This window comes from Gordonia aichiensis (assembly GCF_039946255.1).
Lineage (GTDB): Bacteria > Actinomycetota > Actinomycetes > Mycobacteriales > Mycobacteriaceae > Gordonia > Gordonia aichiensis_A.
Genome location: NZ_JBCDWL010000020.1, coordinates 51,620 through 66,933, shown reverse-complemented (window position 1 = coordinate 66,933; position 15,314 = coordinate 51,620). Strand labels below are relative to the sequence as shown.

The window sequence follows — 15,314 nt, the reverse complement described above, 5'->3', positions numbered from 1 at the left end:
ATAGCAAAGTGATATCATTTCGCTAGTGGCTGGCGACGGGTCGGCCGGACTGGGAGGTAGTCGTGGAGTTTCGGAAAGCGTGGCGGACCAACGGGTTCGTCGGACTGGTCGTCGCACTGGTGGTCCTGCTGGCCGCCGCGGCGGTGACCATCGGCAGCATCGCGCTGGTCGCGGACGGGTCGTCGCCCGCGCTGATCGTCGTCACGGTGCTCGCCGTGCTGATCGGCGTCGTGGCGCTGCTGGCGATGACGGGGCTGACCGTGGTCAGCCCCAATGAGGCCAAGGTCCTGCAGTTCTTCGGCCGTTACGTCGGATCGGTGAGCGAGGCCGGCTTCTACCTCGTGACGCCGCTGACCGACCGCCGCACCATCTCCCTGCGAATCCGGAACTTCGAGACCCAGAAGCTGAAGGTCAACGATGCCGACGGCAATCCCGTCGAGATCGCCGCCGTCGTGGTGTACCGGGTCGTCGACAGCTTCAAGGCGGCCTTCGCCGTCGACGACTACGAGGAGTACGTGGCCATCCAGTCCGAGGCCGCCGTCCGCCATCTCGCGACCGCATACCCGTACGACTCGCACGAGACGAACACCGTGAGCCTGCGCGACGGCGCCACCATCGCCGAGGAGATGACCGTCGAACTGCGTGAACGCACCCAGATGGCGGGCATCGAGATCATCGAGGCGCGCATCACCCACCTGGCGTACGCGCCGGAGATCGCGCAGGCGATGCTGGTGCGCCAGCAGGCCGCGCAGGTGGTCGCCGCCCGCCAGCAGATCGTCGAGGGCGCCGTGGGCATGGTCGGACTCGCCCTCGACCGTCTCGCCGAACAGGGCGTCGTCGAACTCGACGAGGAACGACGCGCGGCGATGGTCTCGAACCTGCTCGTCGTGCTGTGCGGTGACCGAGCCACCCAGCCGGTGGTCAACACGGGCTCCCTCTACGCCTGATGAACCCGAAGTCGGACGCCTCCCGTCCGGCCAAGCGGGAGGCCAAGAAGGTGCTGCTGCGCCTCGACCCGGAGGTCCATGCGGCGATCGCGAAATGGGCCGCCGACGACCTGCGCAGCATCAACGGGCAGTTGGAGTACGCATTGCGGCTGGCGCTCAAACAGGTGGGCCGGGAACCCTGACACCGCCCTGATCGTTCGCACCACTTCTGTTGTGCGCCCCATGTCGCGACATGGAGCGCACAACAGAAGTGGTGCGGGCGCGCTCTCAACGCGCGGGCGCCAGACAGCTCGCCGGCGCGGCCACCAACGAGCAGAAGGTGGCCGGCCGCGTCGGGCGGTAGGTGCGGCCGACGCCGTTCGCGGCGATGACCTCCCGGTACGCGGCGACGGCATCGGTGGGATGGCGGGCGAGCGTGGGATCGGACAGCACGTTGACCGTGTACAGGCCGAACCGCGGTGTGTAGCTGCCCCACTCGTAGTTGTCGGTGAGGCTCCAGTAGTTGAAGCCGATCACCGGCACCCCGTCCCGCCGCGCCCGCTGCAGCCAGTAGACGAGGTCGCGCAGATGATCGGCGCGCCGGTAGCGGTCGGGGCGGGGCTTGCCGTTCTCGGTGGCCATACCGGCCTCGACCACGTACAGCGGTTTGCCGGGGAAGCGGCCGGCCATGTCGCGCAGCGAGTAGTAGAGGCCGTCGGCGGCCACCGACGCCTTCCAGAACTCGCCGGTGCCCGCGCTCACCGCGCTGATATCCGTCGGCGAGACCGAGTAGTAGTAGTCGAGTCCCACGTAGTCGAGGCGGTCGCGGACCCGGTCGAGGAACAGACCGTCCAGGCCCGGCTCGACGGTCGGGATGTAGGCGACGTTGGAGCTGACCTGCGCGCCCGGATCCTTGCGGTGGATGTATGCGTACATGGTGCGGTGCGCGCTGACCAGGCGGTCGAACATCGTGCGGGCCGCGCGGGCGGGAAGTCCGCCGAACTGGACCTCCTTCATCACGTAGGCGCTCGGCTCGTTGACGGTGATCCACAGCGGGTGATACTTCGCGTACCGGTCGACGATGATCCGGTTGTGTCGCAGCCACGCCGGCAGGGTGCCCGGGTCGGCCCAGCCGCCGCGGTCGGCGATCCAGCCCGGATACACCCAGTGATCCAGGGTGATCATCGGTCGCATGCCGGCGGCGACGATCGCCTTGACGACCGCGTCGTAATAGTCGAGTTCGCGGGCGGCGAGCATCCCCGGCCGAGGTTCCACCCGCGCCCACTCCACTCCGATGCGATACACCTTCGTGCCCAGGCTCGCCGCCCGCGCGATGTCGTCGAGATACCGGTGCCGGAAGTCGACCGACGTCCCGATCGGATCGGCGGTCTTGCCCGCGGCGATGTATCTGGTCCAGTTGCTGTCGGGCGAGTGCCCCTCGGATTGGAACCCCGACGACGCGACGCCCCACAGGAAGCCTGCGGGCAGTGGACCGGGCGATCGGGCCGGTGCCGCCGATGTCGGCGCCGCAGGCAGTGCTGATAGGGCGAGAATCGCGCTCAGTACGACGGCCGCGACCACGGAGTAAACAGTTCCGTGACCGCGGCCGACGAGGGACATGCCTGCGACGATAGCCGCTTATCGAGCACTGCGGTCGGGGTTCGAGGTCACAGATTACGTCCACTGTTCGGAGGTATGCCGATCAGATTCGTGCCGTACCGTCTGCGCAGGTGGAGTATGCAGCGCCGGGCACCTTAGATTCACCTCAACTGTGACGGTGCAACCGAAGGAATCTCATATGTCACGCAGGAACGTCAGCCGAGTCGTCGGCGCAGCCGGAGCCGCCGCGCTCGCGGTCGGCATGGTCGGGGCGCTGGTCCCCGGCGCTGCGAACGCAGCTTCCGACTCGAAGAGTGACACCGCGAACAACTGGAAGGTCACGCGGACCGTTTCGGACACGACCCCGAAACCCGGCGACGTTGTGACCGTCTCCGCAAAGTTCGAACGCACGGGCACTCCAGATCGGTTCCTCACCGTGATCAAGGACCTGCATCCCAGCTGCATGGTGTACGTCCCGGGGTCGGCATCCGGGTTCAACTTCAAGACCGTGGTGGCCACCGCGAATGATCCGGAAGCTCCGGGCATGGGCAACGTCCGAGTCACGTTCCCGGACGCACGTGTGTCCAACCTCTTGGGGTCCGTCCAGACGCAGACGTTCACGCTCAAGTACACGGTCGGCGAGAACTGCGCACGAGAGGTTCCGCTGTCCGGTGGAACGCACCTGTCGTCGTCGATCGGCCCGGATACGGCGTTCAACAACCTCGGTCCGTCGATCACCATCGCCAAGAACACCACCACGACGTCCCTCGCTGCGATCAGCGGTGCTCAGGTCGGTAATGAGACGACGCTGACCGCGACGGTCAACGGCGGTGCGGCCGGAGATCCGGTCGAGTTCTACAACGGCGCTGCCAAGATCGGCACGGAGAACCTGAACGCCGACGGCAAGGCCGTCTACAAGTGGACGCCGGGAACCAAGGGTGCGGCGGCGATCAAGGCGGTGTTCCCGAACACCAGCCGGGCCAACTCTTCCGAGTCCGCCGTCCAGAACATCACCGTCACCCAGGCCAACCAGGCCTCCTCGACCACCGTCACGGCGGCTGCAGGCGCGCAGGTCGGCACCGGCACCCTGCTGACCGCGACCGTCACCCCCGGCGGGAACGGCGGCACCGTGACCTTCAAGGACGGCACCACCGTCCTGGCGACCGCGCCGGTCACCGCAGGCAAGGCCACCTACACCTGGGTTCCGCAGACCAGCGGCAACCGCACCATCCACGCCGACTTCTCCGGCCGCGAGGGCGTCTCGGCGTCGAACGGGCAGACCACCGTCAGCGTCGCCGACAAGCCGGCCGAGACCACGTCGTCCACGACGGACCTGACCGTGGGCGCCGCGCCGACCGTCGGCGCCGCCACCACGCTGACGGCCAAGGTCACCCCGGCCGACGCCGGCGGCACCGTGACCTTCAAGGACAACGGCGAGGTCATCGGTTCGGCGACGGTCAACGACCAGGGCATCGCGACGGTGCAGTGGAAGCCGGAGAACGCAGGCCAGCGGACCATCAGGGCCGAGTACTCCGGTGCGGGCAAGGTTCAGGCCTCGGATGACAGTGTGTCGGTGGACGTGATCGGTCTTCCCGGCGGCGGCGATAACGGCGGCGGGGACAACGGTGGCAACACCGGTGGCGACAAGGGCGGCAGCCTCGGCAGCGGCAGCCTGGGCGGCAGCGGCAGCCTCGGCGGCGGCAGCCTCGGGGACCTGTTCGGCTCGAGCAAGTAGTCCCCGCAGATCTGATCTGCACCCCTGAGCACGCAAGGCGGGCCCGGCGACAGCCGGGCCCGCCTTGCCTCACTCACCACCCATTGGCCCGGTCAGGGAGTCGCCGATCCCATCGGCTCGATCCGCCCGCGGGCGTCCCGGACCGACACTATGGTCGGCCACATGCATCGATTCAGCGGGGCCGTGAGGAGATGGGCGGGCGTGCTCGCGGTGCTGGCACTGGTGGCCGGGCCGACGACCTCAGTCGCGGCAGCCGCCCCCGCCGACACGATCACCGTCGCCGGCGACACCGGCAACACCCTCGTCGGTCTGCGACTGCTCGGCGCCGGCGACGCCCTCAGCCTGCCCGGTCTGGAATCGGAGACCGGCCTGACCATCGCGGTCCCCGACGGGCTCACCCCGCGCGCGATCATCGGCGCGGTCAGCGTCCCCGCCTCCTCGCGCGGCGTCGTCGACGTCCGGCAGGACGGCCGGCTCCTGTCCCGCACCACGCTGCCGGCCGCGGTCCCGGCAGATCTGCTCCTGCCGCTGCCCGGCCTGCGCGTCGACCGGCAGCGCCGCTCGGCCGACGTGGTGATCTCCACCCGCCTGCAGAGCGACGGCCTCTGCACCGACGACCCCGACGACGGCGTCCGATTGACCGAGCCGCAGGTGCGATACTCGGGCACCGAAACCCGGCCCGCCGCGGTCGGTGCGTTCCTGCCGCCGGTCCTCGGGGCCCTGACGATCACCGTGCCCGACGACGTCAACGCCGCCGAGGCGCAGGCCGCGGTCGGGCTGGCGACCGCCGTCGCCGCCCGCTACGGCAGCGCCCCGGTCGACATCCGCCTGCGGACCGCGCCGCGTACCGCACTGCGCCCCGAACGCTCCGGCCCACTGACACGGCAACTCCTGATCAGCACCGCCCTGCCCGCCGGCCTGCACCTGCGCACCGACGACGGCGTCGACTACCTCGCGGTCGGCGGCACCGACACCGAACTGGCCGCTCAGGCCGGTTTCCTCACCTCCGATCTGTCGCCGCTGGCCTCCACTCCCGGGGTGATCGCCGGGCAACTGCGCGACGCACCGCAGTTGCCGCGCGACGTGCAGACCCTCGCCGACCTCGGTGTCCCGGACCAGCGCGTCACCGCCGCCGGCCGGCCGCGGTTGACCATCGGCATCGACCAGACCCGGCTGGCCCGCCCCGCCCACGCTGTCCGCGTCCAACTGCACGGCACCTACACCCCGCCGTCGGAGGCTGCCGGCCGCATCGTCGCCACCGTGGGCGAGCGTGTCGTCGGCTCCTGGGCCGCCGACGCCGGCGGCACCTTCGATGAATGGGTACAGATCCCCGACGACCTCCTGTCCCGCTACACCGCCCTCACCGTGACCGCCGAATACGGAGGCACCCGCGCCCAATGCGGCCAGGCCGACCTGGCGACCCTGACATTGGACTCGTCGGGGCAGGTCGAGGCCGCACCGGTGGACCCGCCGGTCCCGGCCGGTCTGCAGTCGATGCCGCAGGCGCTGATGCCGCGCGTGCAACTCGGCTGGAGTCGCGGAGACGCCGCCGACGTGCGCCGCGCGGTGTCGATCATGAGCCACCTGCAACAGCTGTCGGCGGTACGCCTCGGCGTCGACGTCGGCCCGGTCGACGACGCCGCGCAATCACCGCACCCCGCAGTCCTGATCGCGGCCGACGGCAAGAACCTGCCCCGAAACCTGACGCTGCCGGTGTCGGCGGACGGGAACCGGCTCACCGTCATCGGCGGCGGAGCGGGCCGGGCCGACCGCACCCTGACATTGAGTCCGGGCACCCGGTACGGCGCACTGCAGGCGGCCCGGGCCGGGGACCGCAGCGTCCTGGTGGCCTCCTCGGCCGGTGACGCCGCCGACCTCGACGGACTGCTCGACTGGCTCACCGCCGATCCCGACCGCTGGTCCGGCCTGTCCGGCGACGCCGTCGTCAAGGCCCCCGGACAGGAGCCGGTGTCGGTGACGGCCGCGCCGGAGGCGTCGGCCGAGCGCAGCCACACCGGGTTGTACGTCGGGGTCGCGGTGGCGGTGGGGCTCGGCCTCCTGGTGGGCGCGGGACTGCTCGTCTGGATGCTGCGCCGCCGACGCAGACAGTCCTGAGGCGGCCGGGAGTGCACGGATGACCAGCGAATCCATCATCGGGGACGTCCCGGCCATCGAAGACGCATCCGGCCGGTCCGCCGACGACCGCAGAGGCGGTCAGACCGCGACGATCGTCGGCCGAGTGCTGCTGCGATGGCTGATCATCGCCGTCCTGCTGGTGTTCGCGTACTACGACACGCTGGTCGCGGTCGTCTCGGAGATCCGCGCGCAGACCCTCCTCACCTATCTGCCCGCCGCGCTGGCGCTGGTGCTGATCGCCGCCCTCGGGGTGAGCCTGCGCAACGACGACGAACTGCCGATCTACGACCGCCAGACCGATGTGATCGTCGGCGGCATCCTGTTGACGTTGGCGGCGAGCCTGCAGGCGATGCTCAACGTCCGCTACAGCCAGATGTACCTGGCGGTGCACATCGATCTGCTGTCGCTGTGGCTGTTCCTGCTCGCCGCCGCGATCCTGATGTTCGGGCTGCGGCCGACGGCACGCTACCGCTGGGTGTGGCTGCTGCTGCTGTCGATCTTCCCGCTGCCCTTCCGCATCGTGGTCCTGACCTTCGGCTCCGACCGTTACGCCGCGGGACTGGCGATGCTCATCCTGGCCGTCGGCTGCTCGGCCGTCGCGGTGGGCCGCTCACCCCGGCATGCGGCCGTCGGCGCGCTGCTGTCGGCGGCCGCGGGCGCCGTGGCCCTGCTGCTGATCATCGTGCTGCACCGCGACATGACCCGATTCGGGTATGTCGCCATCCCGTCGCTCGCGGCCGCCCTGCTGACCGCCGCCGTGATGTACGTCGATCAACGTCGCGATGCGGGCTCGCTGCGACCGTATCCGCACCGGCCGGTCAATCCGCTCACCGCCGGCAACGTGCGGGCCGGCGCGGTGCTGCTCGCCGTGGGAGCGGTGCTGATCAGCCTGGTGCACGTGCCGTCGGTCCAGGTCCGCCGGGGGCCGACCTTCCCGCAGCTGAGCACGGCCCTACCGCTGGCCGTCCCGGCGGGCTGGAAGCAGACCGGGCTCGAACCGTTGGGCTTCGACCGCTACTTCGGCCAGCATGCGCGGTCGGTGCGGCAGATCCTGCAGCAGACCCACGGCGACCCGCGCTTCGACAAACTCGCCCGGCCGCGCACCGTCGTCGCCGACTCGGTGACCACCGAACGGCCGATCACCCTGGATGTCTATCACCCGGTCATCGTCTACGACACCGTCAGTGACCGCACCAGTGCCGCCCGCGCGGTCGACCTGGGCCACGGCATCACCGGGCAGCTGCAGACCATCGTCGACGACAAACGCGTGCTCACCTTCAACCGGCTGATCTGGCGGTGGAACAGCGGGGCGACGACCATGCAGGTGGTCCTGTTCTCGGTCGACAATCATCTGCCCGGGGCGCCCTTTCCGCGATCGGCCCGCAATCCGCTGCGCATCATCAATCCGATGCTGACGATCCTGCTGCGCGGCAACGCCGTCACCGCCGACCAGACCCCGTCGTTCAAGGATTGGCAGCTGTTGACCGAATGCGCCGCCGCCCTGATCGAGGCGCAACTCGCCGTGAGCGGGGAGGCGTCGTGACCGAACCCGTGCGCGATCCCGCCGACCTGCTCGCCGACCCCGACTATCGGGCCCGCGCCCTGCACGATGCCGTCGACGGACTGCGGGAACGTGATCCGGCGATGTCGGCGTCGGTGGCGTTCACCCCCGTGCAGAAGGCGATCGGTCTCGGCGGCGCGGGAATCCTGGCGGTGGCCGCCGCCCTCGCGCCGGGCGTCACCGGCGCCGTCGTGGTGTCGGTGCTGACGGTCGTGTACATCCTCGCGCTGCTCGACCGGCTGGTCCTGTTCCGGCGGGGTCTGATGAACGGCGCGCTCACGATCTCCGACGACCGCGCCCGCGCCGTACCCGAGGACGAGCTCCCGTCGTACACGGTGCTGGTGCCGGCCTACAACGAGCCGGAGGTGGTCGGCGAGCTGATCGGCAACATGCGGGCCCTGGACTATCCGGTCGGCAAGCTGCAGGTGCTGCTGCTGTTGGAGGAGGACGATCAGGTCACCATCGATGCGGCGAAAGCGGTGGCCGCCGACGATCTGGTGACGGTGGTGCTGGTGCCGCCGGCCGACCCGCGCACCAAACCGAAGGCCTGCAACTACGGGTTGCACTTCGCCACCGGCGACATCGTCACCATCTACGACGCCGAGGACCGGCCCGATCCGCTGCAGTTGCGGCGGGTGGCCGCCGCTTTCGCCGACCTCGACGACGACGTGGTCTGCATCCAGGGCAAACTCAGCTTCCACAACGGCACCGACAACGTGCTCACCGCCTGGTTCACCGCCGACTACGGCATCTGGTTCGGGTATCTGCTGCCCGGGGTGATGGCCAGCCGCGCCCCGATTCCGTTGGGCGGCACCTCCAATCATTTCCGGCGGTCGTTGCTCGACGAGATCGGCGCCTGGGATCCGTTCAACGTCACCGAGGACGCCGATCTGGGATTGCGGATCGCGGCGCGCGGCTATCGGACCGCGGTCATCGACTCGGTGACGATGGAGGAGGCCAACGTCGACGCCATCAACTGGATCCGGCAGCGTTCGCGCTGGTACAAGGGCTATATGCAGACGTGGCTGGTGCACATGCGTCATCCGCGCGCCCTGCTGGAGACCCTCGGCCCGGTCTCCATGTACCGGTTCACCATGCTGCTGGCGGGCACCCCGGTCATCGCGTGCGTCAACATGATGTTCTGGCTGATCGCGGCGGTGTGGGTGGCCGGGCAGCTGCCGGTGATCTCGACCCTGTTTCCGGGCCCGATCTACTATTTCGCGTTGATCTCCCTGGTCTTCGGCAACAGCGTCATGGTCTACATGAACATCATCGCGCTGCGCGAAGACGGTCGCGGCGACCTGTTCTGGCCCGCGCTGATCGTGCCCGCGTACTGGCTGATGATGAGTGTGGCCGCGATCAAGGGCATGTGGCAGCTGATCCGCAATCCGTCGTACTGGGAGAAGACCTTCCACGGGATCGCCAAAAGCGCTGAGGAGCCGGGCGCAGGGGAGCCGGGACCAGGGGAGTCGAGCGCAGGGGCGGGTTCGTGACTGTGCCCGGACTGCGGCGGCGCAGCTGCGGCGCGATCGCGGTGTTCGTCGCCGCGGCGCTCGGCTATCTGCTGGTCGGCGCCTATCTCACGGTGGACCGCCAGTTCTTCGCCGGCGACGCCCTCTCCCGGGTGCAGTCGGCGCAGGCGGTGCTGTTCAGCCGTGATCCGCACCTGTCGGCGATCGGCTTCATCTTCACCCCGCTGACCGCGGTGGCCGAACTGCCGTTGGCGGCGTTGGCACCGTGGTGGCCGGCCCTGATCACCCAGGCGCTCACCGCCGTCGTCATGTCGGCACTGTTCATGGCCGGCTCGGTGACCCAGCTGGCGGGTATCGCTCGCGACCGCGGCCTGTCGCCTCTGGTCGGCACGGTGGTGGTCCTGGCGTATGTGCTCAACCCGATGATCGTCTTCTACGGTGCCAACGGGATGAGCGAGGCGCCCTACCTGTTCTGTCTGCTGTGGGCGGTGCGGCGGCTGATCCGCTGGGCCGACACCGACGACGTCCACGACCTGGTGACCGCGGGCGCCGCCCTCGGATTGAGTTATCTGACCCGATACGACGGCGGCGCGGCCGCCCTGGCGGCGACGGGATTCGTCGCCGCCGTCAGCTACCGGCGCCGGCCCGCCGCCGCCGACGGCGTCGACGTGCGTCGCAGGCGGGCGGTGATCGATGCGGCGGTCGTGGCGATTCCGACCGCGACGACGTTCCTCGTCTGGGCCGTGACCAGCTGGCTGATCACCGGAAACCTGTTCGCGCAGTTCACCTCCGAATACGGCAATGCGGCGATCATCGCGCAGCTCGGCGGCACCGGCTCGGACACCGTGCCCGCGGCGGTGGCGTTCTCGGCGGCGGCGACGGCCATCATGGCGCCGCTGCTGGTGCTGCTGGTGCCGACCGCCGTGCTCACCCGCCGTCACCGGTTGCGGGCGGTGGCCGCCGGTCTGCTGGTGTTCGGGGCCGTCCTGGCCTTTCAGGTCCTGGCGTATGCGCGCGGCACCACGTTCGGTTTCCTGCGTTTCTATCTGACGGTGATCCCGCTGTCGGCGGTGCTGACTGCGCTGATCGCGCCCGCCGGACGGCTGATGCCGTACCGGCGGCTGGGGCCCGGCAGCGAACTGCCCGAGGTCCCGGAGCGGCCGCGCCGATGGGCGCGGCCGGTGACGGTGGCAGCGGTCTTGGCGCTGGTGGCCGGGGTGTTCACCACGTGGGCGGGGATGGCGTCGCCGAAGTATGCGCCGCAGGAGTTCGCGTTGCGGGCGGTGATCGCGCCGGATCGGCAGTCCACGGCGCCGCTGCAGTTGGATGCACGGAAGGTGGCGCGCTCGTTCTCCACCGAACGGGAGATCGCCGCCTACCTGGATGCGCTGGCGCTCCCGGACGGTGCGGTCCTGTGCGACACCGTTTACGGTTTCGCCGTCGTCGTCCGATCCCGGCATCCGCGCCAGTTCGTGATCCCGTCCGATCAAGACTTCGCCCGAATCCTCAACAATCCGGCCGCGCACGGTGTGCACTACCTGCTGGCCGTCCCGAACGAGGGCCGTGGCCGCAGCGACGCCCTCAACGTGCGGTTCCCGACCCTCTACGAGAACGGCGCGCAGATCGCCGCGCTGGCCCTCGAGGCCCGCAACCAGGGCGCCGACCTGCCCGATTGGCGGCTGTACCGGGTGATCGATCAGGAGTGAGCGCTCGTCGGGAGTCGAGCGCTCGGGAGTCGAGTGCCCGGGAGGCGACTCCTCAGGGCCTGGCGAGGGACTGCCAGGCCGGGTCCTGCGGGCCGATGTCGTAGGTGCATTCGGTGGTGCGGGGGTCGGGGACGAACGCCCACAGCAGGGCGCCGGCGACGCCGTCGGCACGGTGGGCACGCAGCCGCGCGGCGAACCGGTCGGCTCGGGCCGTCGTCGACAGGCAGGCGCCGGCCTTGATGCCGAGCTCGCCGACGAGCAGCGGCTTGCCCGCCTGCCGCGCCTGGGCGAGCCGCCCGGTCAGGGTGTCGATTTCGGCGGGCGTTCCAGACTCGTCCGGATAGTCGTGGAAGTCCAGGACGTCGACGCCGGGGGAGCGGGCCAGCAGTAGATAGCCGTCGCCGACGGTGCCGCACTGGTCGCCGCCGGCGGTCCCGGTGAACACCAGGCTGCCCGGCGCCGTGCGGTGGATGCGGCCGCCGACGTCGTCGAAGAAGGTGCGCAGCACCTGTGCGGCGTCGGGGGCGCAGGTGCGTTCGGGCCAGGTGCAGCCGGCCCGAGTGCAGTCGCCGGGTTCGGGTTCGCCGACCGGTTCCCAGCCGGCGAGTGAGGGCTCGTTCCGCCAACGGCGCACCGCGGTGTCCACCCATTGGGCGAAGGTGCCGTGCGGACCGGTTTTCGCGGTGCGCCACCCTGATCGGTACCAGTCCCGGTCTTTGAACTGCTCGTCCTCGCAGGGCCCCTCGCCGCCGGTCAGGACCGGGAGCAGCAGCTGGTGGTGGCGTGCCGCGGCGCCGAACACCGCGTCGACCGCCCGGTAGTCGGGCAGGCCGGTGGCCTTGTCGACGGCGAGGGCGGCGAACAGGTTGAATCGGGTCAGCGACCGCGGGGGCAGTGCACCGAAATAGCGGTCGAGGTCCACCTGCGCGCCGCATCCGACGTTGACGGACCAATCGGTCGCGAGCTGGTAGGCGTCGAATCCGGTCGGCCACCACGGGCGATGGTCGAGCATCAGCCCGGCCGCCGAAGCAGAGACCCGGCCGGCGGCCCGGTCGGGGACGCTGCTGGAAGCCGCGCAGGCCGTCGCCGGGCCGAGGACGAGAGCGATGAGGAGCACGGCGAGCAGCCGCAACACCGAAACACCCGGCACCGGAACATGCAGCGCACGGCGTGCGGGGGAAGCCATAGCGTGGAAGCTTACCGGCGTCCCCGCACGCCGTGCGGTGTCTGTGGGGTTCAGGCCGGGATCTTGCCGCCGTCGTAGAGGACGTCGAAGAACTGGGTGGCGACGAGCTGTTCGCCCTTGTCGCGGTTCATGCCGAGCGCCTTACGGTAGGCGAGCACGTGCTGCAACGACAGCGCCGAGTACAGCAGCGGCATGTGATCGTGCTTCTGGTCGTAGACATCCGAAGCGCCCTTCGCGGCATCCCAGTCGACCTTCAGCCGGGTGGGATGGCGCAGCATGTCGCGCATGACGGCGGTCTTGATCATCTTGCGGCGGCCGGCCGGGACGGTGACCAACTCGCCCGGGTTGAACAGGGCGGTGTCGAACTCCTCGGCGGTGGCGATGGTGCAGCCGGAGGTGGGTCGCGGATTGCACTCGACCATGTGGTGGACGCCGTCGTCGGTCACCAGGTAGTCGAAGCTGATCTGGCCGTGCCAGTTCAGCTCGCGGGCGATCTTCTGCGCCGCGGCCAGCGACTCGGGCGAGTCGACCGATTCGAAGACGATGCCGCCGCGGTCGTCGATCGACAGCGGATGCTCGTAGCAGGAGTGCAGGACGATCTCGCCGTGGTGGGCGACGCTCCAGCTGCAGCGGTCCACACCCTTGAGGAACTCCTGGACCAGCCAGGGATCCTCGGCGGTCGGGATGATCGTCGACAGGTCGGCCTCGTCGGCCAGCGGCCCGGTGTTCGTGGCGATGTCAAGGCCGCCGCGGCCGTAGGCGGCGCGGGCGAACCAGTGATCCCAGCGGCCGAGCGCGGCGGTGAACTCCTCGGGGCTCGTCGCGGTGATCGACTCGGCGACCGGCAGATCGAGGCTGCGGCACAGGTCGGCGAAGGCCACCTTGTCGTGCACCCGGTGCAGGGTCTCGAAGTCGGGGAAGAAGAGCTCGGTGTCGGGGTGGGCGGCGGCGATCTTGTCGCGGTTGGCCGCCAGGTAGAAGACGTCTTCGAACATCGGCAGCACCCAGTTGATGTCGTGCTTGCCGATCAGCGCGACCACCTCGTCGATGAATGCCGCCGTCTCCTGGGTGGGAGCCGGTGTGACGGTGTGGTCGGCGGCGCCGCGCGAGTGGCTGCCGGGCGAGGCTTTGAAGGTGTCGGTGGCGAGGACGTAGCGGCCCGTCTCGCCGAGTTTGTGAATCTCGTCGACGGCGAAGGGCATGCGGGAGGTGGTGGCGAGAACTCGCGGATCTGTGACGGCCATGCGGCACACGGTAGCCGAGGTCCCGTCGCGGCGTTTGCCGCAATCGACAGGTTGGCGCGATTGGGCGCCTCTCCGTCACACATGGGGGTTACAGTCGGACAGTGACCGTCACCACACGCTCTCGCGTTGCTCTGACCTCACTCTGTCTCGCAGTCTCGGTGGTGACCGTCGTCGGTGCGGGGCGCGCGGCGGCGTCGCCGAACCACGGTCCGGGGGTCGTCGTCACGGTCGACGCCGCGGTCCCCGGCCGGGTGATCCCGACCGATTTCGTAGGGCTCTCGTTCGAGGCGAACCAATTGCACCGGACCTGGACCGATCCGCAGCGCGGCAACGTCGCCGCGCTGCTCGGGAACCTCGGGGTCGGCAACCTGCGGTTCAGCGCCAACCAGGTCGATCAGACCGCGTGGATGCCGCGGCCCGACGAGCCGACGCCGTCGTGGGCGGTGAACCGGCAGCGGATCGAGCCCGACGACCTGTCCCGGGTGGGCAGGCTGGCCGCGAACACCGGCTGGAGCGTGGACCTCGGCGTCAACCTCGGACACTTCGACCCGGCGGCCGCAGCGGATCAGAGCGCCGCCGCGAAGGCCCGCATCGGTGCCGGACTGCGGTCCATCCAGATCGGCAACGAACCCAACCTGTTCGTGCTCAACGCCCCGACCGGAACTCGACGCGCGTACAACCCGCAGTCGTATGTGCGCGATGTCTTGGTGTACCGCAAGGCGATTCGCGCGGCGGCGTCCGGGGTGCCGATCGAGGGTCCCGACACCGCCGGTGCGGGCCTCGGGGTGCCGCCGCTCGACGCCGCGGCCTGGCCAGGCCTCGTGCAACCGTGGCTGACCGCCTACACCGCCGCATTCGGTGATCGGAGTCGAACCCTCAACCAGCACTACTATCCGTACGTCAACGTCACGCGGGTCGGCGTCCCCGGCGCGGCGGCCGACGCCCTCGGTGCGTTGCCCACCGTCGAGCGCCTGCTCGACCCGGACACCCGGGCCAAACAGCGCACCTTTCTGCGGCAGTTCTCGGCCACCGCCTCGCGTGCCGGGCTGAAACCGCTGCTCAGTGAGGCCAATTCGGTCGCCAAGGAAGGCAGGGATGGTGTCACCGACACCTTCGGCGCCGCGCTGTGGACCGTCGACTTCCTGATGGCCGCCGCCCGCGAGGGAATCGTCGGCGTCAACCTGCACAATCAGGTCGACGACTGTCGGAGTTACCCGCTGTTCTGCTTCCCCGACTCCGCCGCGCGCCGAGCGGACACCGCCCGGGTGAACCCGAATTACTATGCGGCGCTGATGGTCTCGCAGATGGTCGGGGGAGCTCTGCTGTCGACGTCGGTCTCTGGCGGCGCGCACGTCACCGCCTACGCGGTGCGGATGCCGACCGGCGAGATCAAGGTGATCGTCGACGACTTCGACCGCGCCTTCCGCGGTTCGGTCACCGTCCGGCTGAAGGGTGCGCGGGCCGGCGCGGCCTCGGTGCAGCGGTTGACCGGCCCATCGATCCATGCGGTGCGCGGCACCCGATTCGCCGAGGCGACGGTGACGCCGGCCGGTCGATTCACCGCGCGGCCGGGGACTGCGATCGTCGGGACGGCAGGCGACTACCGCATCGGGCTCAGCAGGCCGGGTGCCGCGCTGCTGACCGCGCGGTGACCCGGTTACCGGCATACCGGTGCACTGCGACTCCGGTGCTCCGCGGCGGCTGCCGTCGGCGGCGAACTTTGGCTGCATGGAGGCCCTATGGAGGGGT

11 protein-coding genes are annotated in these 15,314 nt (G+C 69.9%); 8 read left to right on the top strand and 3 right to left on the bottom strand.

The genetic code is table 11. From position 1 onward, the window contains the following. Positions 1 to 62 precede the first annotated feature (62 nt). Both AAFO60_RS18180 and AAFO60_RS18175 read left to right on the top strand, forming a co-directional pair. A complete protein-coding gene (locus tag AAFO60_RS18180) occupies positions 63 to 947 on the top strand; it encodes an SPFH domain-containing protein (RefSeq protein WP_347957645.1) in 885 nt (294 codons plus the stop codon). Then, positions 947 to 1,129, top strand: a complete 183-nt coding sequence (locus AAFO60_RS18175; protein ID WP_347957644.1) for a toxin-antitoxin system HicB family antitoxin — start codon at positions 947 to 949, stop codon at positions 1,127 to 1,129. The genes AAFO60_RS18180 and AAFO60_RS18175 overlap by 1 nt, the downstream gene beginning before the upstream one ends. An 85-nt stretch (positions 1,130 to 1,214) precedes the next feature. Here the strand turns inward: AAFO60_RS18175 and AAFO60_RS18170 are convergent, their stop codons facing one another. Further along, positions 1,215 to 2,546, bottom strand: a complete 1,332-nt coding sequence (locus tag AAFO60_RS18170; protein ID WP_347957643.1) for a family 1 glycosylhydrolase — start codon at positions 2,544 to 2,546, stop codon at positions 1,215 to 1,217. Positions 2,547 to 2,724: 178 nt separating this feature from the next. Here AAFO60_RS18170 and AAFO60_RS18165 point away from each other — a divergent pair, with 178 nt between their 5' ends. The 5 genes from AAFO60_RS18165 (at position 2,725) to AAFO60_RS18145 (ending at position 11,135) form a co-directional block, all read left to right on the top strand. Beyond that, positions 2,725 to 4,260, top strand: coding sequence for an Ig-like domain-containing protein (locus tag AAFO60_RS18165; RefSeq protein WP_347957642.1), 1,536 nt, complete (start codon positions 2,725 to 2,727; stop codon positions 4,258 to 4,260). Between the two features lie 162 nt (positions 4,261 to 4,422). Next, on the top strand, positions 4,423 to 6,375 hold the full coding sequence (locus AAFO60_RS18160; protein ID WP_347957641.1) for a hypothetical protein: 1,953 nt from the start codon (positions 4,423 to 4,425) through the stop codon (positions 6,373 to 6,375). Between the two features lie 19 nt (positions 6,376 to 6,394). Continuing rightward, a complete protein-coding gene (locus AAFO60_RS18155; RefSeq protein ID WP_347957640.1) occupies positions 6,395 to 7,939 on the top strand; it encodes a hypothetical protein in 1,545 nt (514 codons plus the stop codon). Further along, positions 7,885 to 9,450: a glycosyltransferase gene (locus AAFO60_RS18150; RefSeq protein WP_432211725.1), complete on the top strand. Its 1,566-nt coding sequence runs from the start codon at positions 7,885 to 7,887 to the stop codon at positions 9,448 to 9,450. The genes AAFO60_RS18155 and AAFO60_RS18150 overlap by 55 nt, the downstream gene beginning before the upstream one ends. An 11-nt stretch (positions 9,451 to 9,461) precedes the next feature. Continuing rightward, positions 9,462 to 11,135 carry a glycosyltransferase family 39 protein gene (locus AAFO60_RS18145; protein ID WP_432211726.1) on the top strand — a complete coding sequence of 558 codons (1,674 nt, stop codon included), beginning with the start codon at positions 9,462 to 9,464 and terminating at the stop codon, positions 11,133 to 11,135. A gap of 52 nt (positions 11,136 to 11,187) precedes the next feature. On the opposite strand, the gene AAFO60_RS18140 is transcribed toward AAFO60_RS18145, so the two are convergent. Together AAFO60_RS18140 and AAFO60_RS18135 are read right to left on the bottom strand one after the other, a co-directional pair. Next, a complete protein-coding gene (locus AAFO60_RS18140) occupies positions 11,188 to 12,321 on the bottom strand; it encodes a beta-mannosidase (RefSeq protein ID WP_347957637.1) in 1,134 nt (377 codons plus the stop codon). A 50-nt stretch (positions 12,322 to 12,371) separates the two neighbouring features. After that, positions 12,372 to 13,565: an ATP-grasp domain-containing protein gene (locus tag AAFO60_RS18135; RefSeq protein WP_347957636.1), complete on the bottom strand. Its 1,194-nt coding sequence runs from the start codon at positions 13,563 to 13,565 to the stop codon at positions 12,372 to 12,374. Between the two features lie 101 nt (positions 13,566 to 13,666). Here AAFO60_RS18135 and AAFO60_RS18130 point away from each other — a divergent pair, with 101 nt between their 5' ends. Next, complete coding sequence (locus AAFO60_RS18130; protein WP_347957635.1) at positions 13,667 to 15,217, top strand: hypothetical protein; 1,551 nt, start codon at positions 13,667 to 13,669, stop codon at positions 15,215 to 15,217. Positions 15,218 to 15,314 lie beyond the last annotated feature (97 nt).

Bases quoted from the DNA above. Each gene is read 5' to 3' on its own strand.
- AAFO60_RS18170 (WP_347957643.1), bottom strand. From the start codon at position 2,546: ATGTCCCTCGTCGGCCGCGGTCACGGAACTGTTTACTCCGTGGTCGCG.
- AAFO60_RS18140 (WP_347957637.1), bottom strand. From the start codon at position 12,321: ATGGCTTCCCCCGCACGCCGTGCGCTGCATGTTCCGGTGCCGGGTGTT.
- AAFO60_RS18135 (WP_347957636.1), bottom strand. From the start codon at position 13,565: ATGGCCGTCACAGATCCGCGAGTTCTCGCCACCACCTCCCGCATGCCC.
- AAFO60_RS18175 (WP_347957644.1), top strand. From the start codon at position 947: ATGAACCCGAAGTCGGACGCCTCCCGTCCGGCCAAGCGGGAGGCCAAG.
- AAFO60_RS18155 (WP_347957640.1), top strand. From the start codon at position 6,395: ATGACCAGCGAATCCATCATCGGGGACGTCCCGGCCATCGAAGACGCA.
- AAFO60_RS18160 (WP_347957641.1), top strand. From the start codon at position 4,423: ATGCATCGATTCAGCGGGGCCGTGAGGAGATGGGCGGGCGTGCTCGCG.
- AAFO60_RS18150 (WP_432211725.1), top strand. From the start codon at position 7,885: ATGCGCCGCCGCCCTGATCGAGGCGCAACTCGCCGTGAGCGGGGAGGC.
- AAFO60_RS18165 (WP_347957642.1), top strand. From the start codon at position 2,725: ATGTCACGCAGGAACGTCAGCCGAGTCGTCGGCGCAGCCGGAGCCGCC.